Here is an 18,787-nt window from a genome sequence, read left to right as displayed (position 1 = left end):
TTGCACAGTTCCTGTGTCCCGGAGGTGCAGCATGTCGACCCCCAACAAAGGCCCCGTCCTCACATCACTTGTACTGGCCCTGATGGGCTGGACGGCGACCAGCGAGGCGGCTGTGCAATGCCAGCGCACCTTGGTGGCCAACGTGATCGCCCTGGACCAGCCCCTGATGTTCAACCGCCTTGGCGCGCAAAACGCCAACGGCATGATGTTCGCCCTGCGTCAGGATGTGGTGGACGAGCACTTGGTACCCTTGAGCAAGGGGGGCGCCGCAGTGCCGGGCAAGGTGACCCTGCGCCCGGACAAACGCCCACGTCCCATCGTGCTGCGGGTTGCCGTCGGTGATTGCCTGACGGTCAACCTGACCAACCTGTTGGCTTATCAGGCCAATCCCAACAAACACGGTATCGACCAGGATGAGAACGAGTTCGAAGGTGTAGAGGGAGAAGAAGCCGAAGAAGGCGATGAAGCCGAAGAAGCCGAAGAAGCTGCAGAAGTGGAGAATGACGGGGGCGAGCACTTCGTCGCCGACGAGCAGGTCACTGATCGCCACGTCGGCTTTCAGGTCAACGGCCTTCAGGCCGTCAACAGCATCGGCGACATTGCCGCCAACACCGGCCGCAATGGCAACTTCCTGATCGCACCGGGCGCTACCCGCAGCTACACCCTCTACGCCGAGCGCGAAGGCGCCTTTGCCGCCACCAGCCAGGGTGCCACGTTCGGCGGCCAGGGCAACGCCGGCAACGTAGCCAATGGCCTTTTTGGCCAGGTGGTGGTGGTGCCCAAAGGTGGGCGCACCTATCGAAACACCCTGACCGAAGAGGAAATGCGCCTGGCCAGTACCGGCCGTGCCGCCACCGGCCAGCCCGTGGTCGACTACGAGGCCCGCTACCCACAAGTTGAGCCGTGGATAGCCGAAGGCAAGGCCGGCAAGCCGATCATCGCGATGGTCGACGGCAACGAAATCCTCAGCAGTGAAACCGACGCCATTATCATGGGGCCCAACCCGGACGGCAGCTTCCCGCGTTCCACCTACCCACTGGAAAGCATCAACAAGCGCAACCCGGCCTTGCCCAACCGCTTGGAAGCGTTCCGCGATTTCGCCTCCCAGTTCGCTGATGAAGTGGCGGCCACCCAGGCCTTCCCCGGCTACTGGGCCGACCCGGTGATGGGGCATGTGCTGGAGCCTGCGCGCGACGCGTTCATGATCAACTACGGCTCGGGGGGCATGGGCGCGGAAGTCGTGGCAAACCGCCTGGGGGTCGGGCCGATGCATGATTGCCTGTCCTGCGCCTATGAAGAGTTCTTCCTCAGCGCGCACACCGTGGGTGATATCGGCACCCTGGTGGATGTGCCGGCCAACATCGGCCTGGAACACATTCGCCCAGGCGAAACCCCACCGGCAAACGCCATTGGCGTCAAGGCCAGCATGGCCCTGTACCCGTCGGAGCCTGCCAACGTGCACCACAGCTACATTGGCGACTTCACCAAGTTCCGCAACACCCACAACGGCCATGAGCAACACATTTTCCACCTGCACGGCCACCAGTGGCTGTTCAACCCCAATGACGACAACTCCGACTACATCGACGCCCAGGGCATAGGCCCAGGTGTGGGGTACACCTACGAGATCGCCAATGGTGGCTCGGGCAACCGTAACCGTGTGGCGGGTGATGCCATTTACCATTGCCACTTCTATCCGCACTTCGCCCAAGGCATGTGGGCCATGTGGCGGGTGCACGATGTGTTCGAGGAGGGTACCCGCCTGGAAGTCAGCGGGCAGGGGGAGGGCGGCTTCCATGACACGCCGTTCGCCTTGCGCAGCGGCAAGCCGGCGGCCGGCGCACGTGCGCTGCCGGACGGAGAAATCATTGCAGGTACGCCGATCCCGGCGATCGTGCCGCTGCCAGGCAAAGCCATGGCGCCGATGCCGGGCAAGGTCGTGGTCGTGCCGAAACTGGCGCAAGAGCTGATCGCCGAGGATGACGATGATCATGATGACCCAGAGCACGGCGATGACGATCACAGCGACGCGCCAGGCGCAGCCAAGGCTGTAGGCTCGCTGGCGCTGGTCGACCGCAGCGAAACCAACCGCAACGCTGACGGCACCCTGAAAAACCCAGGTTACCCCTTCTGGATCGGTGGTATGGAAAGCAGCGTCGGCCAGCGTCCGCCGACCCCGCCGCTGGACATGCTCGACCCGGCCATGGCGCGCCAGCTCAAGGACAGCGGCGCAGCACTGTGGGCCAACCTCGATGGCAACCAGGTCGACGGTTGGGACGGCGGCCTGGGCCGTCATGCGCTCGATGGTGTGTCCGCTGGGGGTGAAGCCGTGACCACCACCACCAAGCTGGATTTCTCCAAGGTGGTAGAAAAGGCCAAGCCGATCTACCTGCCCGAGGAGGGCACCGACGTCGAGCAGGCCGCCATGCAGTTCCACGCCAAGGCCGAGCACCCAAGCTTTGCCCTGATCCCTGGCAGCCAACCGGTGGCCAAGGCGTTTCGCACCAATGGCGCACTGCCAACCGCCGGCGCCCCCTTCTTCGAACCCTGCATGGATGACCGCGGCAAACGCCTTACCCAGGCCTCGTCCACGGGCGAATACTTCAGCGGCGAGAGCCTGGGCGGTATCAACTTCCGTGGTGCCTCCACGTTCACTGCCGACCGGCCTCGTATCTACAAGGCGGCCAACATCCAGTTCGACGCGGTGTACAACAAGGTCGGCTATCACTTCCCACAGGCGCGCATCCTTGCGCTGTGGGAAGACGCATGGCCGGTGATCACCAAGCAGCGCCCACCAGAGCCGCTGGTGATGCGCATGAACACCTTCGACTGCACCATGTACCAGCAGACCAACCTGATCCCGGCGTTCTACGAAATGGACGACTACCAGGTGCGTACACCGACCGATGTGATCGGCCAGCACATCCACCTGCCCAAGTGGGACCTGACCGCAGCCGACGGTTCGGCCAACGGCTGGAACTACGAGGACGGTGTCCTCTCGCCCGGCAGCGTGGTGGAACGTGTGAACGCCATCCGTGCTTTCAATGGCTGTTCACAGGGCGACAGCCGCGACGGCACTGCCGCCTGCCCGACGGCCAAGCTGCACCCGTACTTCGGCCGCTTTGGCCGGGCCGACTGGGTGGGCGCGCGCACAGCCATGCAGCGCTGGTTCGCCGACCCGCTGGTCAACGTGCACAACGTCGACCGCGGCCTCGGCACCATCTTCACCCATGACCACTTCGGCCCATCGACCCACCAGCAGTTGGGCCTGTATGCCACTGTACTGGCCGAGCCTGCCGGCTCCACCTGGCACCACGCCGAAACCGGCGAGCAGCTGTACAACCCTGCACTGCGCCAGGACGGTGGCCCGACCTCGTGGCAGGCGGTGATCAGTACCGGCGACAACGACGGTGATGGCAAGAACGACAGCTATCGCGAGTTCTTCCTTGAGTACAGCGACTTCCAGCATGCCTATGAAGCGGGCGTGTATGTGGGCGCCGGCCCCGATGGTGTGCCCAACGCCCAGGCCTACCCAGCCACGGCCGACAGCTTCCGCTACGCCATCAACCCGCCCGTGCGGCAGAAGGCTTCGAACCTGCTGGAGTCGATCGTCGAATCGCGCGGTGGCCTCAACCCTGGTTGCCCGACCCGGCCATGCCCACAGGCGATCTCGGTGGATGACCCGGGCATGTTCGTCGTCAACTACCGCAACGAGCCGTTGGCCCTGCGCGTGTTCGACCCGAACAAGGTGGCGCCGGACGGCAAGCGCGGCATGCAGGCCGACGGCCTCGGTGGCGACCTGGGATATGCCCTGCAGAGCCGGACCGACCGTGCCATCCCGGCCATGAACCTGGCGCCCTCGGCGATCAACTCCGCGGTCGGCCCGACGGGTGGCACCACCTTGTTCCCGCCGCACATCAATACGGCAGGCAGCGAGCCAGGCGACCCGTTCACCCCGATGCTGCGCACCTACTCTGGCGACAACGTGCGCTTGCGCATGCACGCTGGCGGCTATGAGGAGGAGCACAACGTCACGATGCACGGCGTCAAATGGCTGCAGAACGGCACCGGCTACGGCAGTAGCTCCAACTCGGGGTGGAAGGCCTCGCAGATGATCGGCATATCCGAGCAGCTGGGCTTCCTGGCGCCGGTGTCGATGATCTCCAGCTCCGCGGCCACCAATGGCGACTACCTGTATTCGCTGGACGCGGCCCTGGAAGGCTACTGGAACGGTATCTGGGGCGTCATGCGCAACTACACCACGCAACGTGCCGACCTGTTCGCGCTGCCGAACAACCCGCAGCCGGTGGCCATGCGCAACACCATCAACTTCGATGGCATCTGCCCGAGAACCACGGCCAACCCCAGCGGCGTCGGCAGCCGGCCAACGGTCAAACGCAACTATGAAATCGTCGCCGCGCTGGCCAACGACATCCTCGAAAACCGCAACGGTGTCAGCATCAACGACCCGGCCGGTATCGGCCAGCACGTCGGCGGCCCGCTGAAGGCCAATGGCGGCACCCTGGTGTTCAACAGCCGTACCACCAGCATCCCGCAGGTGACGGTGACCGACGAGGAGGATGGCACCACCTTCACCGTGGGCGGGCACAGCGCGCCACTGCATGACCCGACCGCGGTGCTGTACGTGCGCAAGGCCGACCTGGATACCAGCACCGGCAAGCTCAAGGCCGGGGTGCCGGTCGAGCCTCTGGTGTTGCGTGCCAATGCCGGCGACTGCATCAGCATCACCCTGGAGAACCGCCTGCCGCTGGTGATGCCGGACCTGCCCAGCACGGCGGTGATGCAGAACGTGGTCAAGCGCGACCGCAATGACAGCGAAGGCGCCACCGCCTTCAACAACAACCTGATACGGCCCTCCAGCCACGTTGGCCTGCACGCACAGCTGCTGGCCTATGACATCACCAAGTCCGATGGCGTCAACGTCGGCCTCAACCCGGAGCAGACCGTACCGCCGCGCAGTGGTAACAGTGGTGCCTACCCGACCAGGGTGTACCAGTACTATGCCGGGCACCTGGAACGCGAAGGCAAGCCGGTGCTGCAACTGGGCCGCACGGTGGACAACATCCGCACCACGGCAATCGAGTTCGGCGCCCTCAACCTCACCCCGGCGGATGTCATCAAGCAACCGCAGAAAGGCCTGGTCGGTGCCATGAGCATCCTGCCGCAGACCGCGACCTTCACCGAGGACGCGGCCAGCCGTGCCCAGGCCACGGTCAAGGTCAATGGCCAGCCCGACTACCGCGACTTCGTCACCGTCTGGCAGCGTGCGCTGAACATGCGTTGGGCCGACGGCCGCCCTGTGGAGGGGATCGCCACCGAAGGCAACGGTGTGCCAGGTGACCCGAAAGACAACGGCAACATGGCCATCAACTACAAGACCGAGCCGCTGTGGTTGCGCTTCGGCCTGGCGCCGGACGCTCCGTTTGGCCGTGCCGATGGCTTTGGCTTCGCTGATGTACCCAACGCGCACATGGCCTACAGCAATGCCCTGGTGGGCAGCGACCCGCAAACTCCGGTGCTGTATGCCAAACCCGGTCAACCCGTGCGCAACCATGTGGTAATGCCCAGTGGCGGCAGCCGTGGCATCACCTACCAGCTTGACGGGCACCTGTGGCCACTGCATGCCTACCAGGCCGAGAAAAACGACCTCGACGGCTACCCGATGAAGCAGCCTGGTATCGGTTCGGTGCGCTTTGGCTACAACCCGATGTCGATGTACATCGGTGCCCAAGAGAGCGTGCTGCCCGCCGCGCACTTCAGCTTCATGTTGCCCAGCGCCGGGGGCGCCAACGCGGTGCCGGGCGACTATCTGTTCCGAGACTACGCCGCCTACGGCAATACCTCGGGGCTGTGGGGGATTCTGCGGGTTACCGACGACGCACCGCCGGCAACGGCGCCGGCACAATAAGAAAAGGGGCGCACCAATATGCATAACAGGAAAATCCGCCCCGCCGTGCTGGGGGTATTGCTGGGCACGGCGTTGATCGGCCTGGGCGTGGCGTACGAGGAGCTCTGGTGCGACCCGCGCGAGCTGCTGCAGGAGCCTGCCGACCCGCAGGCGCTGCACCGGCTCAGCCGGGATGGGGTGACCGTGGAGTTCGAAGCCCGGCCCCTGGCCGGCAGCGAGCTGCGCGAAGGCGCCTTCGCCAATATCCGCTTCAAGGTCACCGACCAGAACAGCGGCCAACCGCTGTCGGGGATGGCGCCAGGGGCGTGGATCGACCCGGCGCAATCGGCCCCGCTGGAAAGCAGCCGTGACCAGAGCTGCAAGGCCCGGGTGGCGCTGTTTCTCAAGAGCAGCATCGGTGCCAGGCCGCTGCTGGACCTGAACAGCTACTTCCTTTTGGTGCTGAACAAGGATGCCAGCCTGACCGTGATCGACCCGACAGTCTCGGTGGGCGGTGTTACCAGCACCCTGGCACGCATCGATTTGCCGGGTCGGCCCATGGACTGGGTGGCTACCGGCGATGACAAGCAGGTATTCGTGTCGATACCCGAGCGCGGCGAGGTCGCGGTGATCGACACCGAAACTTTTACCCGCGTGGCCACCCTGGAGGCCGGCGAGATGCCGTTGCGCGTGGCCCTGCAGCCGGACCAGCGCCGCTTGTGGGTTGGCAACAACAGCGATGACCCGGCCAAGGGCGGGGTGACGGTGATCGATGTGCACAGCCGCAGCACGCTGAAAAGCTTCGCCACCGGCTCCGGGCATCACGAAATCGCCTTCAGTGCCGATTCGCGCTACGCCTTCGTCAGCAACCGCGACGGCGGCACCTTGAGCATCATCGACATCCCCGAGATGCGCCTGGTGAAAACACTCGACGTTGGCCCGCATCCGTTGGCAGTGGCCTACTCGGCGCTATCCCAGGCGGTGTACGTGAGCGACGGTTCAGAGGGCACGGTGCGGGTGTACGATGCCCGCAGCCATCAGTTGCGCCATACCGTTCAGGCCGAGCAGGGCCTGGGGCCGATGCGCTTTAGCAGCGATGGCCGTTACGGCATCGTCCTCAACACCCTGGAAAACCAGGCGCTGGTGATCGATGCCAGTACCGACAGGTTGATCCACCGCATCCCGGTGGCGGCCGAACCGTACCAACTGACGTTCACCAAAGGTTATGCCTACGTGCGCGGCCTGGCGTCTTCGAAGGTCAGCATGATCAACCTCAGCAGCCTGGGCGAAGGCCGCCAGCCGATCATCCAGGGCTTCGATGCCGGCCCCGCCGCGCCGCGCCAGGCCGGGGACCTGCCATTGGCCCAGGGGTTGTCGGTGTCACGGGACGACAATTCGGTATTCGTGGTCAATCCGGTGGACAACACCACGTACTTCTATACCGAAGGCATGAATGCCCCGATGTCGGGTTACAACAACCGCGGCCACCAGGCCCGCGCCGCCATCGTCATCGACCGCAGCCTGCGCGAACTGGCCCCGGGGGTGTATGGCTCGACGGTGAAGATGCCGGCGTCAGGCAAGTTCGACGTGGCGTTCCTGCTCAACCAGCCGCAAATCATCCACTGTTTCAGCACCGACGTGGCTGCCGCCCCGGATGCGGTCAAGCGCAAGGGCGCGCATGCCGAGTTCATCGGCCTGGACCAGCCCTTGCCACAGCACCGCGCCATCACCGCCAAAGTGCGCATCCTCGGTGACGACGGCCGCCCGCGCCTTGGCCTGGACGACCTGACTCTGCGCTACTTCCTGGCGCCGTCATCGATGCCGCGCAACCTGCGCCTGGAAGAGGTGGGCGAGGGTATTTACCAGGCTGCACTGATGCTGCCTGAAGCCGGCGCGTGGTACCTGCATGTGCAGTCGCCGTCGCTGGGGCACAAGTTCGCCGAAGAAAACTACACCAGCCTGCGTGTCCTGCCGGCTGCAGCGTCTACTGCTTCCCAGACTGAAGTGAGGAATGTGCAATGAACGCCAGACATTCTTGCAAGCTGCTCGCACTTTCCATGGCCATGGCCAGCCAGCTCGCCCTGGCCCACGCGGGCCATGACCACAGTGGGCATGCTCCGCAGCCGCCTGCGGCACATCAGGAGAAAGCGAGTGTGCGCTTTGCCGATGTTTCACTGCTCGACCAGGATGGCATGCCAGTGCGCCTGGAAAAGGACCTGGTCGGCGATCATCTGGTGGTGATGGGCTTCATTTACACCAGTTGCACCACGGTATGCCCGGTAGTGTCTTCGATCATGGGCAAGGTCCAGCAGCAACTGGGTGGCCGGGTAGGCGAGGAAATCCGCCTGGTGTCGATCAGCGTGGACCCGCAGCGTGACGACTCCAAACGCTTGCAGAGTTACGCCAAGGCCTTCCAGCACGGCCCTGGCTGGAGCTGGCTGACCGGCTCGCCCTATGCCATCACCGAGACCCTCAAAGGCCTGGGCAGCTTCAGTGCCGACCTCAGCCAGCACCCCCCGATGATCATGGTGGGTGACGGGCACAGCGGCCACTGGACGCGTTATTACGGCTTCACCGACCCGGCCGTGCTGATCGACGAAATCAACCGCCTCAGCGCCCGTCGGGTGCATGCCAAGAGTACGGCCATAGCCGAGCACCAGGAGGTGCAACCATGAGCAGCCAAGCGTCCTGTCGCGTCGGCATGCGCAGCTTCGACTGGCTGGCCCTGGCCGGTTGCCTGTGGATCTTCGCGTCGGTCGCCATGGCCCACGAAGGCCACGCGCCGAGCTCCCCGAGCCCGCAACCGGCGCCACCGACCATGGCCAGTGGCGGTGGCACCCGCGATGCGCACACCTGGTTCACCGACACCGTGCTCCAGGACCAGAATGGCCGCGCGCTGCGCTTTTACAGTGATGTGCTCAAAGACAAGGTGGTGATGCTCAACGTCATCTTTACCCACTGCACCGATGCCTGTCCGCTGATCACCCGCAAGCTGCGTGAGGTGCGCGAGGCCATGGGCCCGGAGCTGGCCAGCCAGGTGACCTTCGTGTCCATCAGCAGCGATCCGCTCAACGACACCCCGGCAGCGCTCAAGGCCTTTGCTGAAAAACAGGGGGTGGACAGCGCCAACTGGCTGTTCCTGACCGGCGACAAGGCCAGCGTCGATCTGGTGCTGGGGCGTATCGGCCAGTTCCTGCCCAGCCCCGAGCAGCACTCGACCCAACTGATAGCCGGTGACGTGGCGGGCAAGCGCTGGAGCAAGATCCGCCCCGATGCACCGCCAGCGGCCATTGCCCAGCGCATGCAGTTGCTGACCCAGCCGTTGGCCGGACGATAAATGCACTCACAGGATCTGCGCAGCTGCGCAGAACACAGTGGCAGCACTGACAGGATCTGCGCAGCGGCGCAGAACACAGTGGGAGCCGGCTTGCCGGCGATGAGGCCAGAATGAACACAGCGAGATTGCTTTGCTTGGCGCTGGGCCTGACCTGCTGCGCTCAGGCGCTTGCCCTTGACCTCACCGCCCACGAGCAAGCCGGTAAACGCCTGTACCGCGAAGGCCTATCCAGCAGCGACGCACAATTGCTGGCCCGCGTTGGTGCCAGCGACATGCGCGTGCCCGCCAGCGTGTTGCCCTGCGCCAGTTGCCACGGCAATGATGGCCGTGGCCGCGCCGAAGGCGGGGTGCGCCCGCCCAGCCTCGACTGGCAGCGCCTGGCCCAGGGCCAGGGCGCACGCCAGAGCAACGGGCGCAGCTACCCGGCTTACACCGACAACAGCCTGGCCCGCGCCATCCAGCACGGCCTGGACCCGGCCGGCAACCGCCTGGACCCGGCCATGCCTCGCTTTGAACTGACCCTGGCCGACCAGCGCAACCTCACCGCCTACCTAAAACGCCTGGCTGATGAGCGCGACCCTGGCGTGGAAGAAGGGGTGCTGCGCCTGGGTACCCTGTTGCCCGCCAGCGGGCCATTGGCCGAGGCCGGGCAGGTGGTGCGCGCGGTGCTCGAGGACGGGGTGGCCCAGCTCAATCAGCAGGGCGGCGTTCATGGCCGGCGCCTGGAACTGGTGGTGATCGACCCCGGCAGCGACCTGGCCAGTGCCGAGCATGCGCTGCAGCAGTTGCTCGAGCAGCAGCGGGTATTTGCGCTGATCAGCCCGCTGGCACCGATGCTCGACCCGCGCCTGGCCCTGCTGCTCGAACAGCACGGCGTGCCACTGGTTGGCAGTACACCGCGCGGTGGCGGCAGTGCGCAGATATTCGACCCCATGCCAGGTATCGCCACGCAATTGCTGAGCCTGGCCGTGCATGCCCGCGATACCTTGGGCCTGGCGCCAGATGGCTTGCGTGTGGTGTATGCCGGCGATGACCAGGCGGCGCAAGCCGAACAGGTGCGCGAGCGCCTGCAGCAGCTGGGTTGGGCGCCAGCACCGGTCGAGGCCTTCAAAGGCCAGCCGGTGCAGGGGCAGGGCATTGTTTTTCTAGGCCGCGCCCAGGCCTTTGCCGAGCTGGCCACGGCGTTGCAGGCGGCAGGCCGTGCCCCCTATCTGTTCGCCACCTCCAGCCAGGTGGCCGGTGCCGTGGCCTCGCTACCGGCCCAGTGGTCGCAGCGGGTGTTCCTGGCCTATCCGTTCGTGCCCGCCGACTGGACCGAACAGGGCATGGCGACCTTGGCCGGCCTGCAGCAGCGTCAAGGCCTCGACACGCGTCAGGCCTCGCTGCAAGTCAACACCCTATGTGCCCTGCGCCTGCTTGGCGAAGCCCTCAAGCAGATCGGCCGTGACGCCAGCCGCGAGCGCCTGGTTGCGGCGCTGGAGGGCCTGCATGGCGTCGATACCGGCCTGACCCCGCCGCTGGGCTTCGGGCCGGGCCAGCGCCAGGGCCTGGCCGGCGCCCATGTGGTCGCGGTGGCGCTGCCTGGGCCACGCTTTACAGCTGTCGCCCCGTATCGGCCTGTACCGGTCAGCCCTTGAGTGGAGGTTGCCATGCGTATCCTGTTGCTGTGCCTGTTGCTGCTGGTCGCCAAGGCGGGCTGGGCCGATAGCCCGGCGGCGCGGGTCAATGGTGTGGACATCGGGCTGCTGCGCCTGGAGCGCTATTTCAGCGAGTACCTGCAGGCACAGGGGCGGGCGGTGACCAGTATCCGCAACCCTGCGCTGTACAAACGTCTGCGCAGCCAGGCCCTGGACGAACTGATCGACAAGGAGTTGCTGTGGCAAGAAGCCCAGCGCCGCGGCATCGCCATCAGTGATGAACAGGTGTCGGCGCAGCTAGGTGAAGTCGAGGCGGCATTCGCAAGCCCGGCGCTGTTTGAAAGACGGCTTGCAGAGGCAGGGTTCGACCGCGCAGCATACGCTGACTACCTGCACCGGGAGCTGGCAGCGCAACAGGTGTATGCCCAGCTCAGCGCGGTAGCCGAACCCACCCAGGCCGAGGTGGAAGCGTTTTATCAGGCCAACCAACAGAGACTGCAAGGAGCGCAGAACCAAAGTGATAATTCTTCGGTCATACGCGAACAGGGCCTGCTGCTGGCCAGGGCCTCGCTCATCAGCCAGTTGCAGGCACAGTCACGGCAAGCGGCGCGCCAACGTTTGCGCGAATCCGCTAAAGTGGAAATCGCTGACTGAAGCCTGCGATGGCGTTTCCCCAAAGCTGGGGAATAACGGCTTGGCAAAGTGCCATCAGGTGCCCCGGATGTGGGGCAGCGGGCCTGAGCCTGTTCGTAGGGCTATCAAAGGTGCCAGCAAAATCAATAACTTGACGTGGTGCAACATGACTATTCATGCCTGGCACGAAGCCTGCTCAAGCCTTACCAAGGCCGCACTTCGCAGACCGGGTAACCGGGCAGTTCTTGGGAGTCGACCTTGGTGAACAGAGTATTGGTAGTCGATGACGAACAGACCCTTGCGCAAAACCTGCAAGCGTACCTGCAGGCGCAAGGCCTGGAAGTCCATGTTGCCCACGACGGTGCCAGTGGTATCGGCCTGGCTGAGTGCCTGGCACCGGATGTGATCGTGCTGGATTACCGCTTGCCCGATATGGAGGGTTTTCAGGTCCTGGAGACCGTGCGCAAGAACAGGCAGTGCCACTTCGTGCTGATCACCGCCCACCCGACCGCCGAGGTCCGTGAGCGAGCCGCCGAACTTGGCGTGACCCATGTCCTGTTCAAGCCGTTCCCGCTGTCGGAACTGGCGCGCCCGATCTTCGACCTGATGGGCATCGAGCGCCGGCGCAGGGCCACGGACAACCCGGCAGAAGGGTTCGTCGAACGACGCCAGAACAGGAACGAATCGTTCCCCTTGCAGTTGTACGATGGTAGCTGGGTACTGGCCGACCGCCGCCGTAATGGCGCCAAGCCCCCTGGACCCGACGACGACCAACTGCTCACTGGGGAATAGCGGCGCCCGCAGCCCTCACCGAGCCTGCGACGCGCCCCCTGAGCGGAGTCGCAGGCCATGTCCGATGTATTCGACCACAGCGTTTCGGCCTCATCGCCAGTACAGGCTCCGCCAGCCTCAAGCTACCCCCGCGATCTCATGGCCCAGGCCCGCCTGCAAGCCAGCGGCGAGCGCCTGCTCAACTGCCTCGAACGCCTCGCCTGCGACACCCCCGACACCTTCATCCGCCGCCTGGGCAGCACCCTGCATTACCCGGTACTGGACAGCCAGAGCCTGTTGGCCAGCACCCCTCGTTTCGACAAGATCAGCCTGGCCCAATGCCTGAAGCGCGAGTTCGTGCTGATAGAGCAGGGCGGTGAACTGCGGGGTGTGTTCGCCGACCCCTTCGACCACGCCCGCCTGGCCTGGATCGACGATGTGCTGCAAGGCGCGCCTTTGTACCTGGTCCACGCCGCCGACCTTGCCACCTTCCTGGCCCGCCACGAAGAAAGCTTTCACGCCGTCGATGCCCTCGATCACGACGCCGAAGCCAGCAGCGAAAGCGACCCGCTGCAACGGCTGTCGCTGACCAGCATCAGCGAAGACCAGAGCAAGGTGGTCAAGCTGGTCAACTCAACCCTTTACGACGCCCTCAAGCAGCATGCCAGCGATATCCACCTGGGCATGACCGGCCAGGGCCTGACCATCAAATACCGCATCGACGGCGTGCTCAACGCGGCCGGCAAAGCCAGTGGCAGCGCCTTCGCCGACCAGGTGATTTCGCGCATCAAGGTCATGGCCGAGCTGGACATCGGTGAAAAGCGCGTGCCCCAGGATGGCCGCTTCAAGGTTGCCGTAGGCGAGCGCCAGATCGACTTCCGGGTGTCGATCATGCCCAGCATCTTCGGTGAAGACGCGGTGCTGCGGGTGCTCGACAAACAGGACCTGTCCGACCGTGTCAGCGGCGTGCAGCTGCAGGCCCTGGGCTTTGCCGATGAAACCCTGCGTGCCTTGCGCCGCCTGGCCGCCGAGCCCTACGGCATGATCCTGGTCACCGGCCCCACCGGCAGCGGCAAGACCACCACGCTGTACGCCATGATCAGCGAGATCAACCACGGTGTGGACAAGATCATCACCATCGAAGACCCGGTCGAGTACCAGTTGCCCGGCGTGCTGCAGATCCCGGTCAACGAGAAGAAGGGTTTGACCTTCGCCCGTGGCCTGCGCTCGATCCTGCGCCACGACCCGGACAAGATCCTGGTCGGCGAAATCCGCGACCCCGACACCGCGCAGATCGCCGTGCAGTCGGCACTCACCGGCCACCTGGTGTTCACCACCATCCACGCCAACAACGTTTTCGATGTGATCGGCCGCTTCAGCCAGATGCAGGTCGACCCCTACAGCTTCGTCTCCGCCCTCAACGCTGTGCTGGCCCAACGCCTGATCCGCCTGGCCTGCCCGCATTGCTGCACGCCGTGCGAGGCCGATGACGAAACCCTGGCCGCCTCCGGCCTTACCCGTGACGCCGTGCAGGGCTGGACGTTCGTCCGCGCCCAGGGCTGTGGCCAGTGCCGCGGCAGTGGCTACCGCGGCCGCAGCGCCATCGCCGAACTGCTGCACCTGGACGACGACCTGCGGCAGATGATCGTTGAACGTCGCCCGCTGGCGCAGATCAAGGCGCTGGCTTGCCAGCGCGGCCTGCGTCTGCTGCGCGCATCCGCCCTGGACCTGGTCCGCGAGGGCCGTACCACGCTTGAGGAGATCAACCGTGTCACATTCATTGCGTGATCATGCCTCTACCCGTTACTGCGCCGTGCTCGGCGCCGAAGGCGTCGGCCTGGGCCGCTGGCACGGCAACCAGCACCAATGGCTGGGCAGCCGCGCCTTCACCGGTGACGCCGGGCAACCGGCCTGGGATGCAGCCCTGCAGGCCCTGGCCACGCTGCTGGGCGAGCATGCCGTGCGCGGTGGCCAGTGCCAGGTGCTGCTGTCGGCGCGCTACAGCCGGTTCTGCCTGGTGCCTTGGAGCGCTGCCATCAGCCATCCACGCGAGCTTGAGGCCTACGCCCGGGCCTGCTTCGAGAACCTCTATGCCCAGCCGCTCGACGACTGGCGCATCGCCCTTTCGCCAGAGCCGGCCGGCGCTGCGCGTATCGCCACAGCGCTGCCTGAGGCACTGCTGCAGGGGCTGCAGGCACTGGCCCGGGAAAATCGCTTGCGCCTGCGTTCGGTGCAGCCGTACTTGATGGCTGCCTACAACCGCTGCTCATCGCAGCTGCAGGCGGGCGATTTCCTGTTTGTCCTCGCCGAGCCACGGCGCAGCGTGCTGCTGCTGGCCGCCGGTGGCGCCTGGCAGCAGGTGCTGACGCAGGGTTGCGCCGACAGCGACCAAGCCCTGCAGGCGCTGATCGAACGGACCTGCGAGCTGTATGGCGAGCACATGCCGCAGGTCTACCTGCATGCCCCGGGCCGGGGCGACGTGCCGCAACTGGCGGCGGTGCAGCTGTGCCAGCCGGCCAGCGAAGCCGACCCGCTGTGCGCCATGTGGCGGGCGGTGGCCTGACATGCGCCGCCTTGACCTGGAATTCCAGCCCCGGCGCAGCAGCCCGCTGGCCTGGTCGCTGCTGGCCCTGGGCGGCGCGGTGGTAGCCGTGCTGGTACTGCTGCAACAGCACCTGCAAGCCGAGCAGGTTCACCTTGAGGCCCGGCTGCACAGCCTGGAGCTGCAACTGGGCCGCCGCCCGGCCACGGTCGCCCCGCAGAACAGCGCCGCCAGCCGCGAGCAGGCTGAACGCCTGGCGCAGATGCGCAGCGTTTCCCAGCAACTGCAACGGCCCTGGCAGCAACTGTTCGCCATGCTTGAAGCGCAACCCCAGGAAGACGTGGCCCTGCTCAGCCTGACGCCCGATGCCCGCAAGGGCCAGGTGCGCATTGCCGCCGAGGCCCGCAACCTGGAAGCGATGCTGCAGTACCACCACCGCCTGGAACAGAGCACCGAGCTCAGCGATGTATCGCTGCTCAACCATGAGGTGGTGGCGGGCCAACCCGAGCACCCGGTGCGCTTCACCCTTACCGCCACCTGGGAGACCGGCCATGCGCGCCCCTGACTCGATAAACAGCCTGATCCTTCAGGAGCAGTTGCGCCGTATCGGCCCGGTCGGCCTGGCCGGCGCCGCAATGGCCGTCCTGGCAGTCGCTGTAGCGCTGGCCGGGGTGCTGCCGCAGTGGCAGGCCCTGCGCGAGCTGCGCGCCAGCGAGGCCGATGCCAGCGCCCAGGTCGAGCGGGTCAGGCGCGGCGAACTTAAAGTCGCCGTCAAGCCTGAACAGCAAGCGCTGGACAGCCTGCGCCAGCAACTGCCAGGGCAACCTGAAGCCAGCGAGCTGATCGAGCGCCTGTACCACCTGGCCAGCGCCCAACGAATCAGCCTGGCCCGTGGTGAGTACGCCCTGGGTGTCGACCCCAAGACCCAGCTGGCGCGTTACCAGATCGTCCTGCCGGTACGTGGCAGCTATCCGCAGATCCGCGGCTTTGTGCGCGGCCTGCTGGGCCAGTTGCCGACCCTGGTGCTGGAAGACCTGGAGCTGCAGCGCAAGCGCATTGGCGACAGTGAACTCAATGGCCGCCTGCGCATGACCCTTTACCTGTCGAGGTCGTCATGAACACTCAGCGTGCAGTGGTGTGGGCGGGGTTTCTGGGGCTTGCCGGGGCGTTGGCCTGGGCGCCTGGGCACTGGTTCGGCGAGGACAGCGAGGAGGCCCTGATCGCCGGCAAGCCGGCGCCCACACAAGCGGTTTCAGAGAGTGCCGGCGTACCGGTGATGAAGCCAGAACAGGCCACGCGCGACCTGTTCCCCCGCCAGCAATGGACCAAACCCAAGGCCCTGGCCACGGTCACCGAACAACCTGTGGTCGCCACCTCGGTGGTAGCCGCTGCCCCCGCAGCCCCGGCGCTGCCTTTCCAGTTCGTCGGCCGCCTGGGCGATCGCGATGACCTGCAGGTCTTCCTGCGCAGCGGCGAAAAACTCTACGTCGTGCGCCAGGGCGACGTGATTGACGACACCTACCGCCTCGATCGGGTTTCGGCCAATGAGCTGGGCCTGGTCTACCTGCCTTTGCACCAGTCACAGACTCTGTCTGTCGGGAGCGCACCATGAAGCCATCGAAGTTGTGCAAGCCTGCTCCGTTCATGCTGCTGGCGCTCTGCGTGGCCATTGCCGGCTGCGGTTCGAGCGCGGTGCGCAAGGACAGCCAGGCGCTGATGAAAGAAGGCCAGTACGAGGCCGGTATCGCTCGCCTGGAAGAGGCGCTGCGCGACGACCCGCGTGACACCGACCTGAACATTGCCCTGGCCCAAGGCCGCCAGCACGCGGTCGAGGCGCTGCTTGGCCAGGCCGACAGCGACCGCATCCGCCACGACTTCGCCGGCGCGCGCCTTGGTTATGGCCGCGTGCTCACCCTGGAACCGAACAACCGCCGCGCGCATGAGGGCATCCGCCAGCTGGAACTGATGCGCACCCTCGATGACCGTGTTGCGCTGGGCCAGGCTGCGCTGCGCCAGGGCGACCTGTTCGGTGCCGAGCGTTACATGCGTGAGGTGCTGCGCCTGGACCCGCAAAACCAGAAGGGCATCATGCTGCGCAGCGATATCGAGAACGTCCAGGCCCGCACGGCGCAGCCCTTCCCGCAACTGCGCAGCAAGCTGGAACGCCCGGTGACCCTGGAGTTTCGCGATGCCGAGCTCAAGGTCATTTTCGAAGTGCTGTCCCAGGTGGCCGGCATCAACTTCATTTTCGACAAGGACCTGCGCCCGGACATGAAGGCCACCATCTTCGTACGCGAGGTGCGCATCGAGGATGCCATAGCCCTGTTGCTGGAACAGAACCAGCTGCGCCAGAAGATCGTCAACGACAACACCTTGCTGGTCTACCCCGACTCGCCGCAGAAGACCAAGGACTACCAGGAACTGGTCATGCGCACGTTCTACCTGACCAGCATCGATGCCAACACCGCACTGAACATGGTCAAGACCATGCTCAAGACCCGCGATGTATTCGTTGATGAGCGCCTCAATACCCTGACCATGCGCGACACCCCCGACGCCGTGCGCATGGCCGAGAAGCTGCTGCAGTCGCAGGACCAGTCCAACCCTGAAGTGGTGCTGGAAGTGGAGGTGATGGAGGTGGCCCGCTCGCGCATCCTCGACCTTGGCCTGCAATGGCCCAATACCTTCGGGGTGCTGAGCGATGAGGGCAACCCGGTCAGCGTGCTGGACCAGTTGCGCGGCATCAACTCCGGGCGTATCAGCATCTCGCCGGCGCCCCAGGCCAAGATCAACGCCCAGGACAAGGACATCAACACGTTGGCCAGCCCGGTGATCCGCGTCAGCAACCGCGAGCAGGCGCGCATCCACATCGGCCAGCGTGTGCCGATCATCAGCGCCACCTCGGTACCTTCCACCCAAGGGCCGGTGATCACCGAAAGCGTCACCTACCTGGATGTCGGTCTGAAGCTTGAAGTGCAGCCTACCGTGCACCTGAACAACGAGGTGGCGATCAAGGTGGCGCTCGAGGTCAGCAACGCCACCCCGCTGGAGCCGACCCGCCAGGGCACCATCCCGGTCCAGGTCGACACCCGCAACGCCCAGACCAGCCTGCGCCTGCACGACGGCGAAACCCAGGTGCTGGCGGGGCTGGTGCGCAACGACAAGACCTCCAGCGGCAACAAGATCCCGGGCCTGGGCGACATCCCTGGCCTGGGCCGGCTGTTCGGCAGCAACCGCGATGACATGAGCAAGTCCGAACTGGTACTGGCGATCACCCCGCGGATCGTACGCAACCTGCCTTACCAGAGCCCCTCGGACATGGAGTTCGCCACCGGTACCGAATCGAGCATGCAGGTGCGCCAACTGGCCCTGCCTTTGCCAGCCGGCGCGCTGCCGGCCGATGAGCCGGGCCAGGCGCCTGGCGATGCACCGGTTGTCGACAGCCAGATGGCGGTGGTGCCTGCCAGCAAGGGCCCACGGCCATGAAACGCCGCGTGCAAGGCTTCAGCCTGATCGAGGTGGTGCTGACCCTGGCATTGCTCGGGCTGCTCGCCAGCATGGCTGCACCGCTGACCGAAACCGTGGTGCGCCGCACCAAGGAGCAGCAATTGCGTCAGGCGCTGTACCAGATCCGCGATGCCATCGATGCCTACAAACGGGCCTTCGACGCAGGTTTCATCGAAAAAGGCCTGGATGCCAGTGGCTACCCGCCAAACCTGCAGGTACTGGTCGACGGGGTGCGCGATGTACGCAGCGCCAAGGGCAACAAGTTCTACTTCCTGCGGCGCATCCCGCACGACCCGCTGGTAGCGGCAAAAGACGATGACGGCGGTGGCTGGGGCTTGCGCGCCTATGACAGCGGGCCGGACAACCCGCGTGACGGCGAAGACGTTTACGACGTGTACTCCAAGGCCCGCGGCAAAGGCCTCAACAACATCCCCTACGGGCAATGGTGACGG

At 65.4% G+C, this 18,787-nt stretch carries 14 protein-coding genes; all 14 read left to right on the top strand.

Annotation, left to right across the window (positions count from 1 at the left end; genetic code table 11):
• Positions 1 to 31: 31 nt before the first annotated feature.
• The 14 genes from mnxG to IWW33_RS25700 all read left to right on the top strand — a co-directional run bounded on the left by mnxG (position 32) and on the right by IWW33_RS25700 (position 18,784).
• Positions 32 to 5,929, top strand: a complete 5,898-nt coding sequence (gene mnxG / locus IWW33_RS25765; RefSeq protein ID WP_174141507.1) for a manganese-oxidizing multicopper oxidase MnxG — start codon at positions 32 to 34, stop codon at positions 5,927 to 5,929.
• Between the two features lie 18 nt (positions 5,930 to 5,947).
• A complete protein-coding gene (locus IWW33_RS25760) occupies positions 5,948 to 7,930 on the top strand; it encodes a cytochrome D1 domain-containing protein (RefSeq protein ID WP_174141508.1) in 1,983 nt (660 codons plus the stop codon).
• Positions 7,927 to 8,583 (top strand): SCO family protein, encoded by a 657-nt coding sequence (locus tag IWW33_RS25755; RefSeq protein WP_174141509.1) that lies wholly within the window; start codon positions 7,927 to 7,929, stop codon positions 8,581 to 8,583. The genes IWW33_RS25760 and IWW33_RS25755 overlap by 4 nt, the downstream gene beginning before the upstream one ends.
• Positions 8,580 to 9,245, top strand: coding sequence for an SCO family protein (locus IWW33_RS25750; RefSeq protein WP_174141510.1), 666 nt, complete (start codon positions 8,580 to 8,582; stop codon positions 9,243 to 9,245). Before IWW33_RS25755 ends, IWW33_RS25750 begins: the two co-directional genes overlap by 4 nt.
• A gap of 110 nt (positions 9,246 to 9,355) precedes the next feature.
• Positions 9,356 to 10,882 carry an ABC transporter substrate-binding protein gene (locus IWW33_RS25745; protein ID WP_174141511.1) on the top strand — a complete coding sequence of 509 codons (1,527 nt, stop codon included), beginning with the start codon at positions 9,356 to 9,358 and terminating at the stop codon, positions 10,880 to 10,882.
• 12 nt (positions 10,883 to 10,894) lie between these two features.
• A complete protein-coding gene (locus IWW33_RS25740) occupies positions 10,895 to 11,536 on the top strand; it encodes a SurA N-terminal domain-containing protein (protein WP_174141512.1) in 642 nt (213 codons plus the stop codon).
• A gap of 237 nt (positions 11,537 to 11,773) precedes the next feature.
• On the top strand, positions 11,774 to 12,307 hold the full coding sequence (locus tag IWW33_RS25735; protein WP_042111969.1) for a response regulator: 534 nt from the start codon (positions 11,774 to 11,776) through the stop codon (positions 12,305 to 12,307).
• Between the two features lie 57 nt (positions 12,308 to 12,364).
• The gene (locus IWW33_RS25730; RefSeq protein WP_174141513.1) at positions 12,365 to 14,074 is read left to right on the top strand and encodes a GspE/PulE family protein; all 1,710 of its coding nucleotides are present in this window, start codon (positions 12,365 to 12,367) and stop codon (positions 14,072 to 14,074) included.
• Positions 14,055 to 14,849, top strand: coding sequence for a hypothetical protein (locus tag IWW33_RS25725; protein WP_119688962.1), 795 nt, complete (start codon positions 14,055 to 14,057; stop codon positions 14,847 to 14,849). The genes IWW33_RS25730 and IWW33_RS25725 overlap by 20 nt, the downstream gene beginning before the upstream one ends.
• A 1-nt stretch (position 14,850) precedes the next feature.
• Complete coding sequence (locus IWW33_RS25720; RefSeq protein ID WP_012314325.1) at positions 14,851 to 15,393, top strand: PilN domain-containing protein; 543 nt, start codon at positions 14,851 to 14,853, stop codon at positions 15,391 to 15,393.
• Complete coding sequence (gene pilO / locus IWW33_RS25715) at positions 15,380 to 15,946, top strand: type 4a pilus biogenesis protein PilO (RefSeq protein WP_119688963.1); 567 nt, start codon at positions 15,380 to 15,382, stop codon at positions 15,944 to 15,946. The genes IWW33_RS25720 and pilO overlap by 14 nt, the downstream gene beginning before the upstream one ends.
• On the top strand, positions 15,943 to 16,440 hold the full coding sequence (locus tag IWW33_RS25710) for a hypothetical protein (protein WP_174141514.1): 498 nt from the start codon (positions 15,943 to 15,945) through the stop codon (positions 16,438 to 16,440). Before pilO ends, IWW33_RS25710 begins: the two co-directional genes overlap by 4 nt.
• On the top strand, positions 16,437 to 18,314 hold the full coding sequence (locus IWW33_RS25705) for a secretin N-terminal domain-containing protein (RefSeq protein ID WP_115274983.1): 1,878 nt from the start codon (positions 16,437 to 16,439) through the stop codon (positions 18,312 to 18,314). Before IWW33_RS25710 ends, IWW33_RS25705 begins: the two co-directional genes overlap by 4 nt.
• Positions 18,311 to 18,784, top strand: coding sequence for a type II secretion system protein (locus tag IWW33_RS25700; protein ID WP_039601768.1), 474 nt, complete (start codon positions 18,311 to 18,313; stop codon positions 18,782 to 18,784). The genes IWW33_RS25705 and IWW33_RS25700 overlap by 4 nt, the downstream gene beginning before the upstream one ends.
• Positions 18,785 to 18,787: the final 3 nt, after the last annotated feature.

Source organism: Pseudomonas sp. M2 (genome assembly GCF_015751845.1).
GTDB lineage: Bacteria > Pseudomonadota > Gammaproteobacteria > Pseudomonadales > Pseudomonadaceae > Aquipseudomonas > Aquipseudomonas putida_E.
Note: the sequence above shows the minus strand (reverse complement) of the source record. Positions and strands in the feature narration are given on the sequence as shown.

Bases quoted from the DNA above. Each gene is read 5' to 3' on its own strand.
- mnxG (WP_174141507.1), top strand. From the start codon at position 32: ATGTCGACCCCCAACAAAGGCCCCGTCCTCACATCACTTGTACTGGCC.
- IWW33_RS25760 (WP_174141508.1), top strand. From the start codon at position 5,948: ATGCATAACAGGAAAATCCGCCCCGCCGTGCTGGGGGTATTGCTGGGC.
- IWW33_RS25755 (WP_174141509.1), top strand. From the start codon at position 7,927: ATGAACGCCAGACATTCTTGCAAGCTGCTCGCACTTTCCATGGCCATG.
- IWW33_RS25750 (WP_174141510.1), top strand. From the start codon at position 8,580: ATGAGCAGCCAAGCGTCCTGTCGCGTCGGCATGCGCAGCTTCGACTGG.
- IWW33_RS25745 (WP_174141511.1), top strand. From the start codon at position 9,356: ATGAACACAGCGAGATTGCTTTGCTTGGCGCTGGGCCTGACCTGCTGC.
- IWW33_RS25740 (WP_174141512.1), top strand. From the start codon at position 10,895: ATGCGTATCCTGTTGCTGTGCCTGTTGCTGCTGGTCGCCAAGGCGGGC.
- IWW33_RS25730 (WP_174141513.1), top strand. From the start codon at position 12,365: ATGTCCGATGTATTCGACCACAGCGTTTCGGCCTCATCGCCAGTACAG.
- IWW33_RS25720 (WP_012314325.1), top strand. From the start codon at position 14,851: ATGCGCCGCCTTGACCTGGAATTCCAGCCCCGGCGCAGCAGCCCGCTG.
- pilO (WP_119688963.1), top strand. From the start codon at position 15,380: ATGCGCGCCCCTGACTCGATAAACAGCCTGATCCTTCAGGAGCAGTTG.
- IWW33_RS25710 (WP_174141514.1), top strand. From the start codon at position 15,943: ATGAACACTCAGCGTGCAGTGGTGTGGGCGGGGTTTCTGGGGCTTGCC.
- IWW33_RS25705 (WP_115274983.1), top strand. From the start codon at position 16,437: ATGAAGCCATCGAAGTTGTGCAAGCCTGCTCCGTTCATGCTGCTGGCG.
- IWW33_RS25700 (WP_039601768.1), top strand. From the start codon at position 18,311: ATGAAACGCCGCGTGCAAGGCTTCAGCCTGATCGAGGTGGTGCTGACC.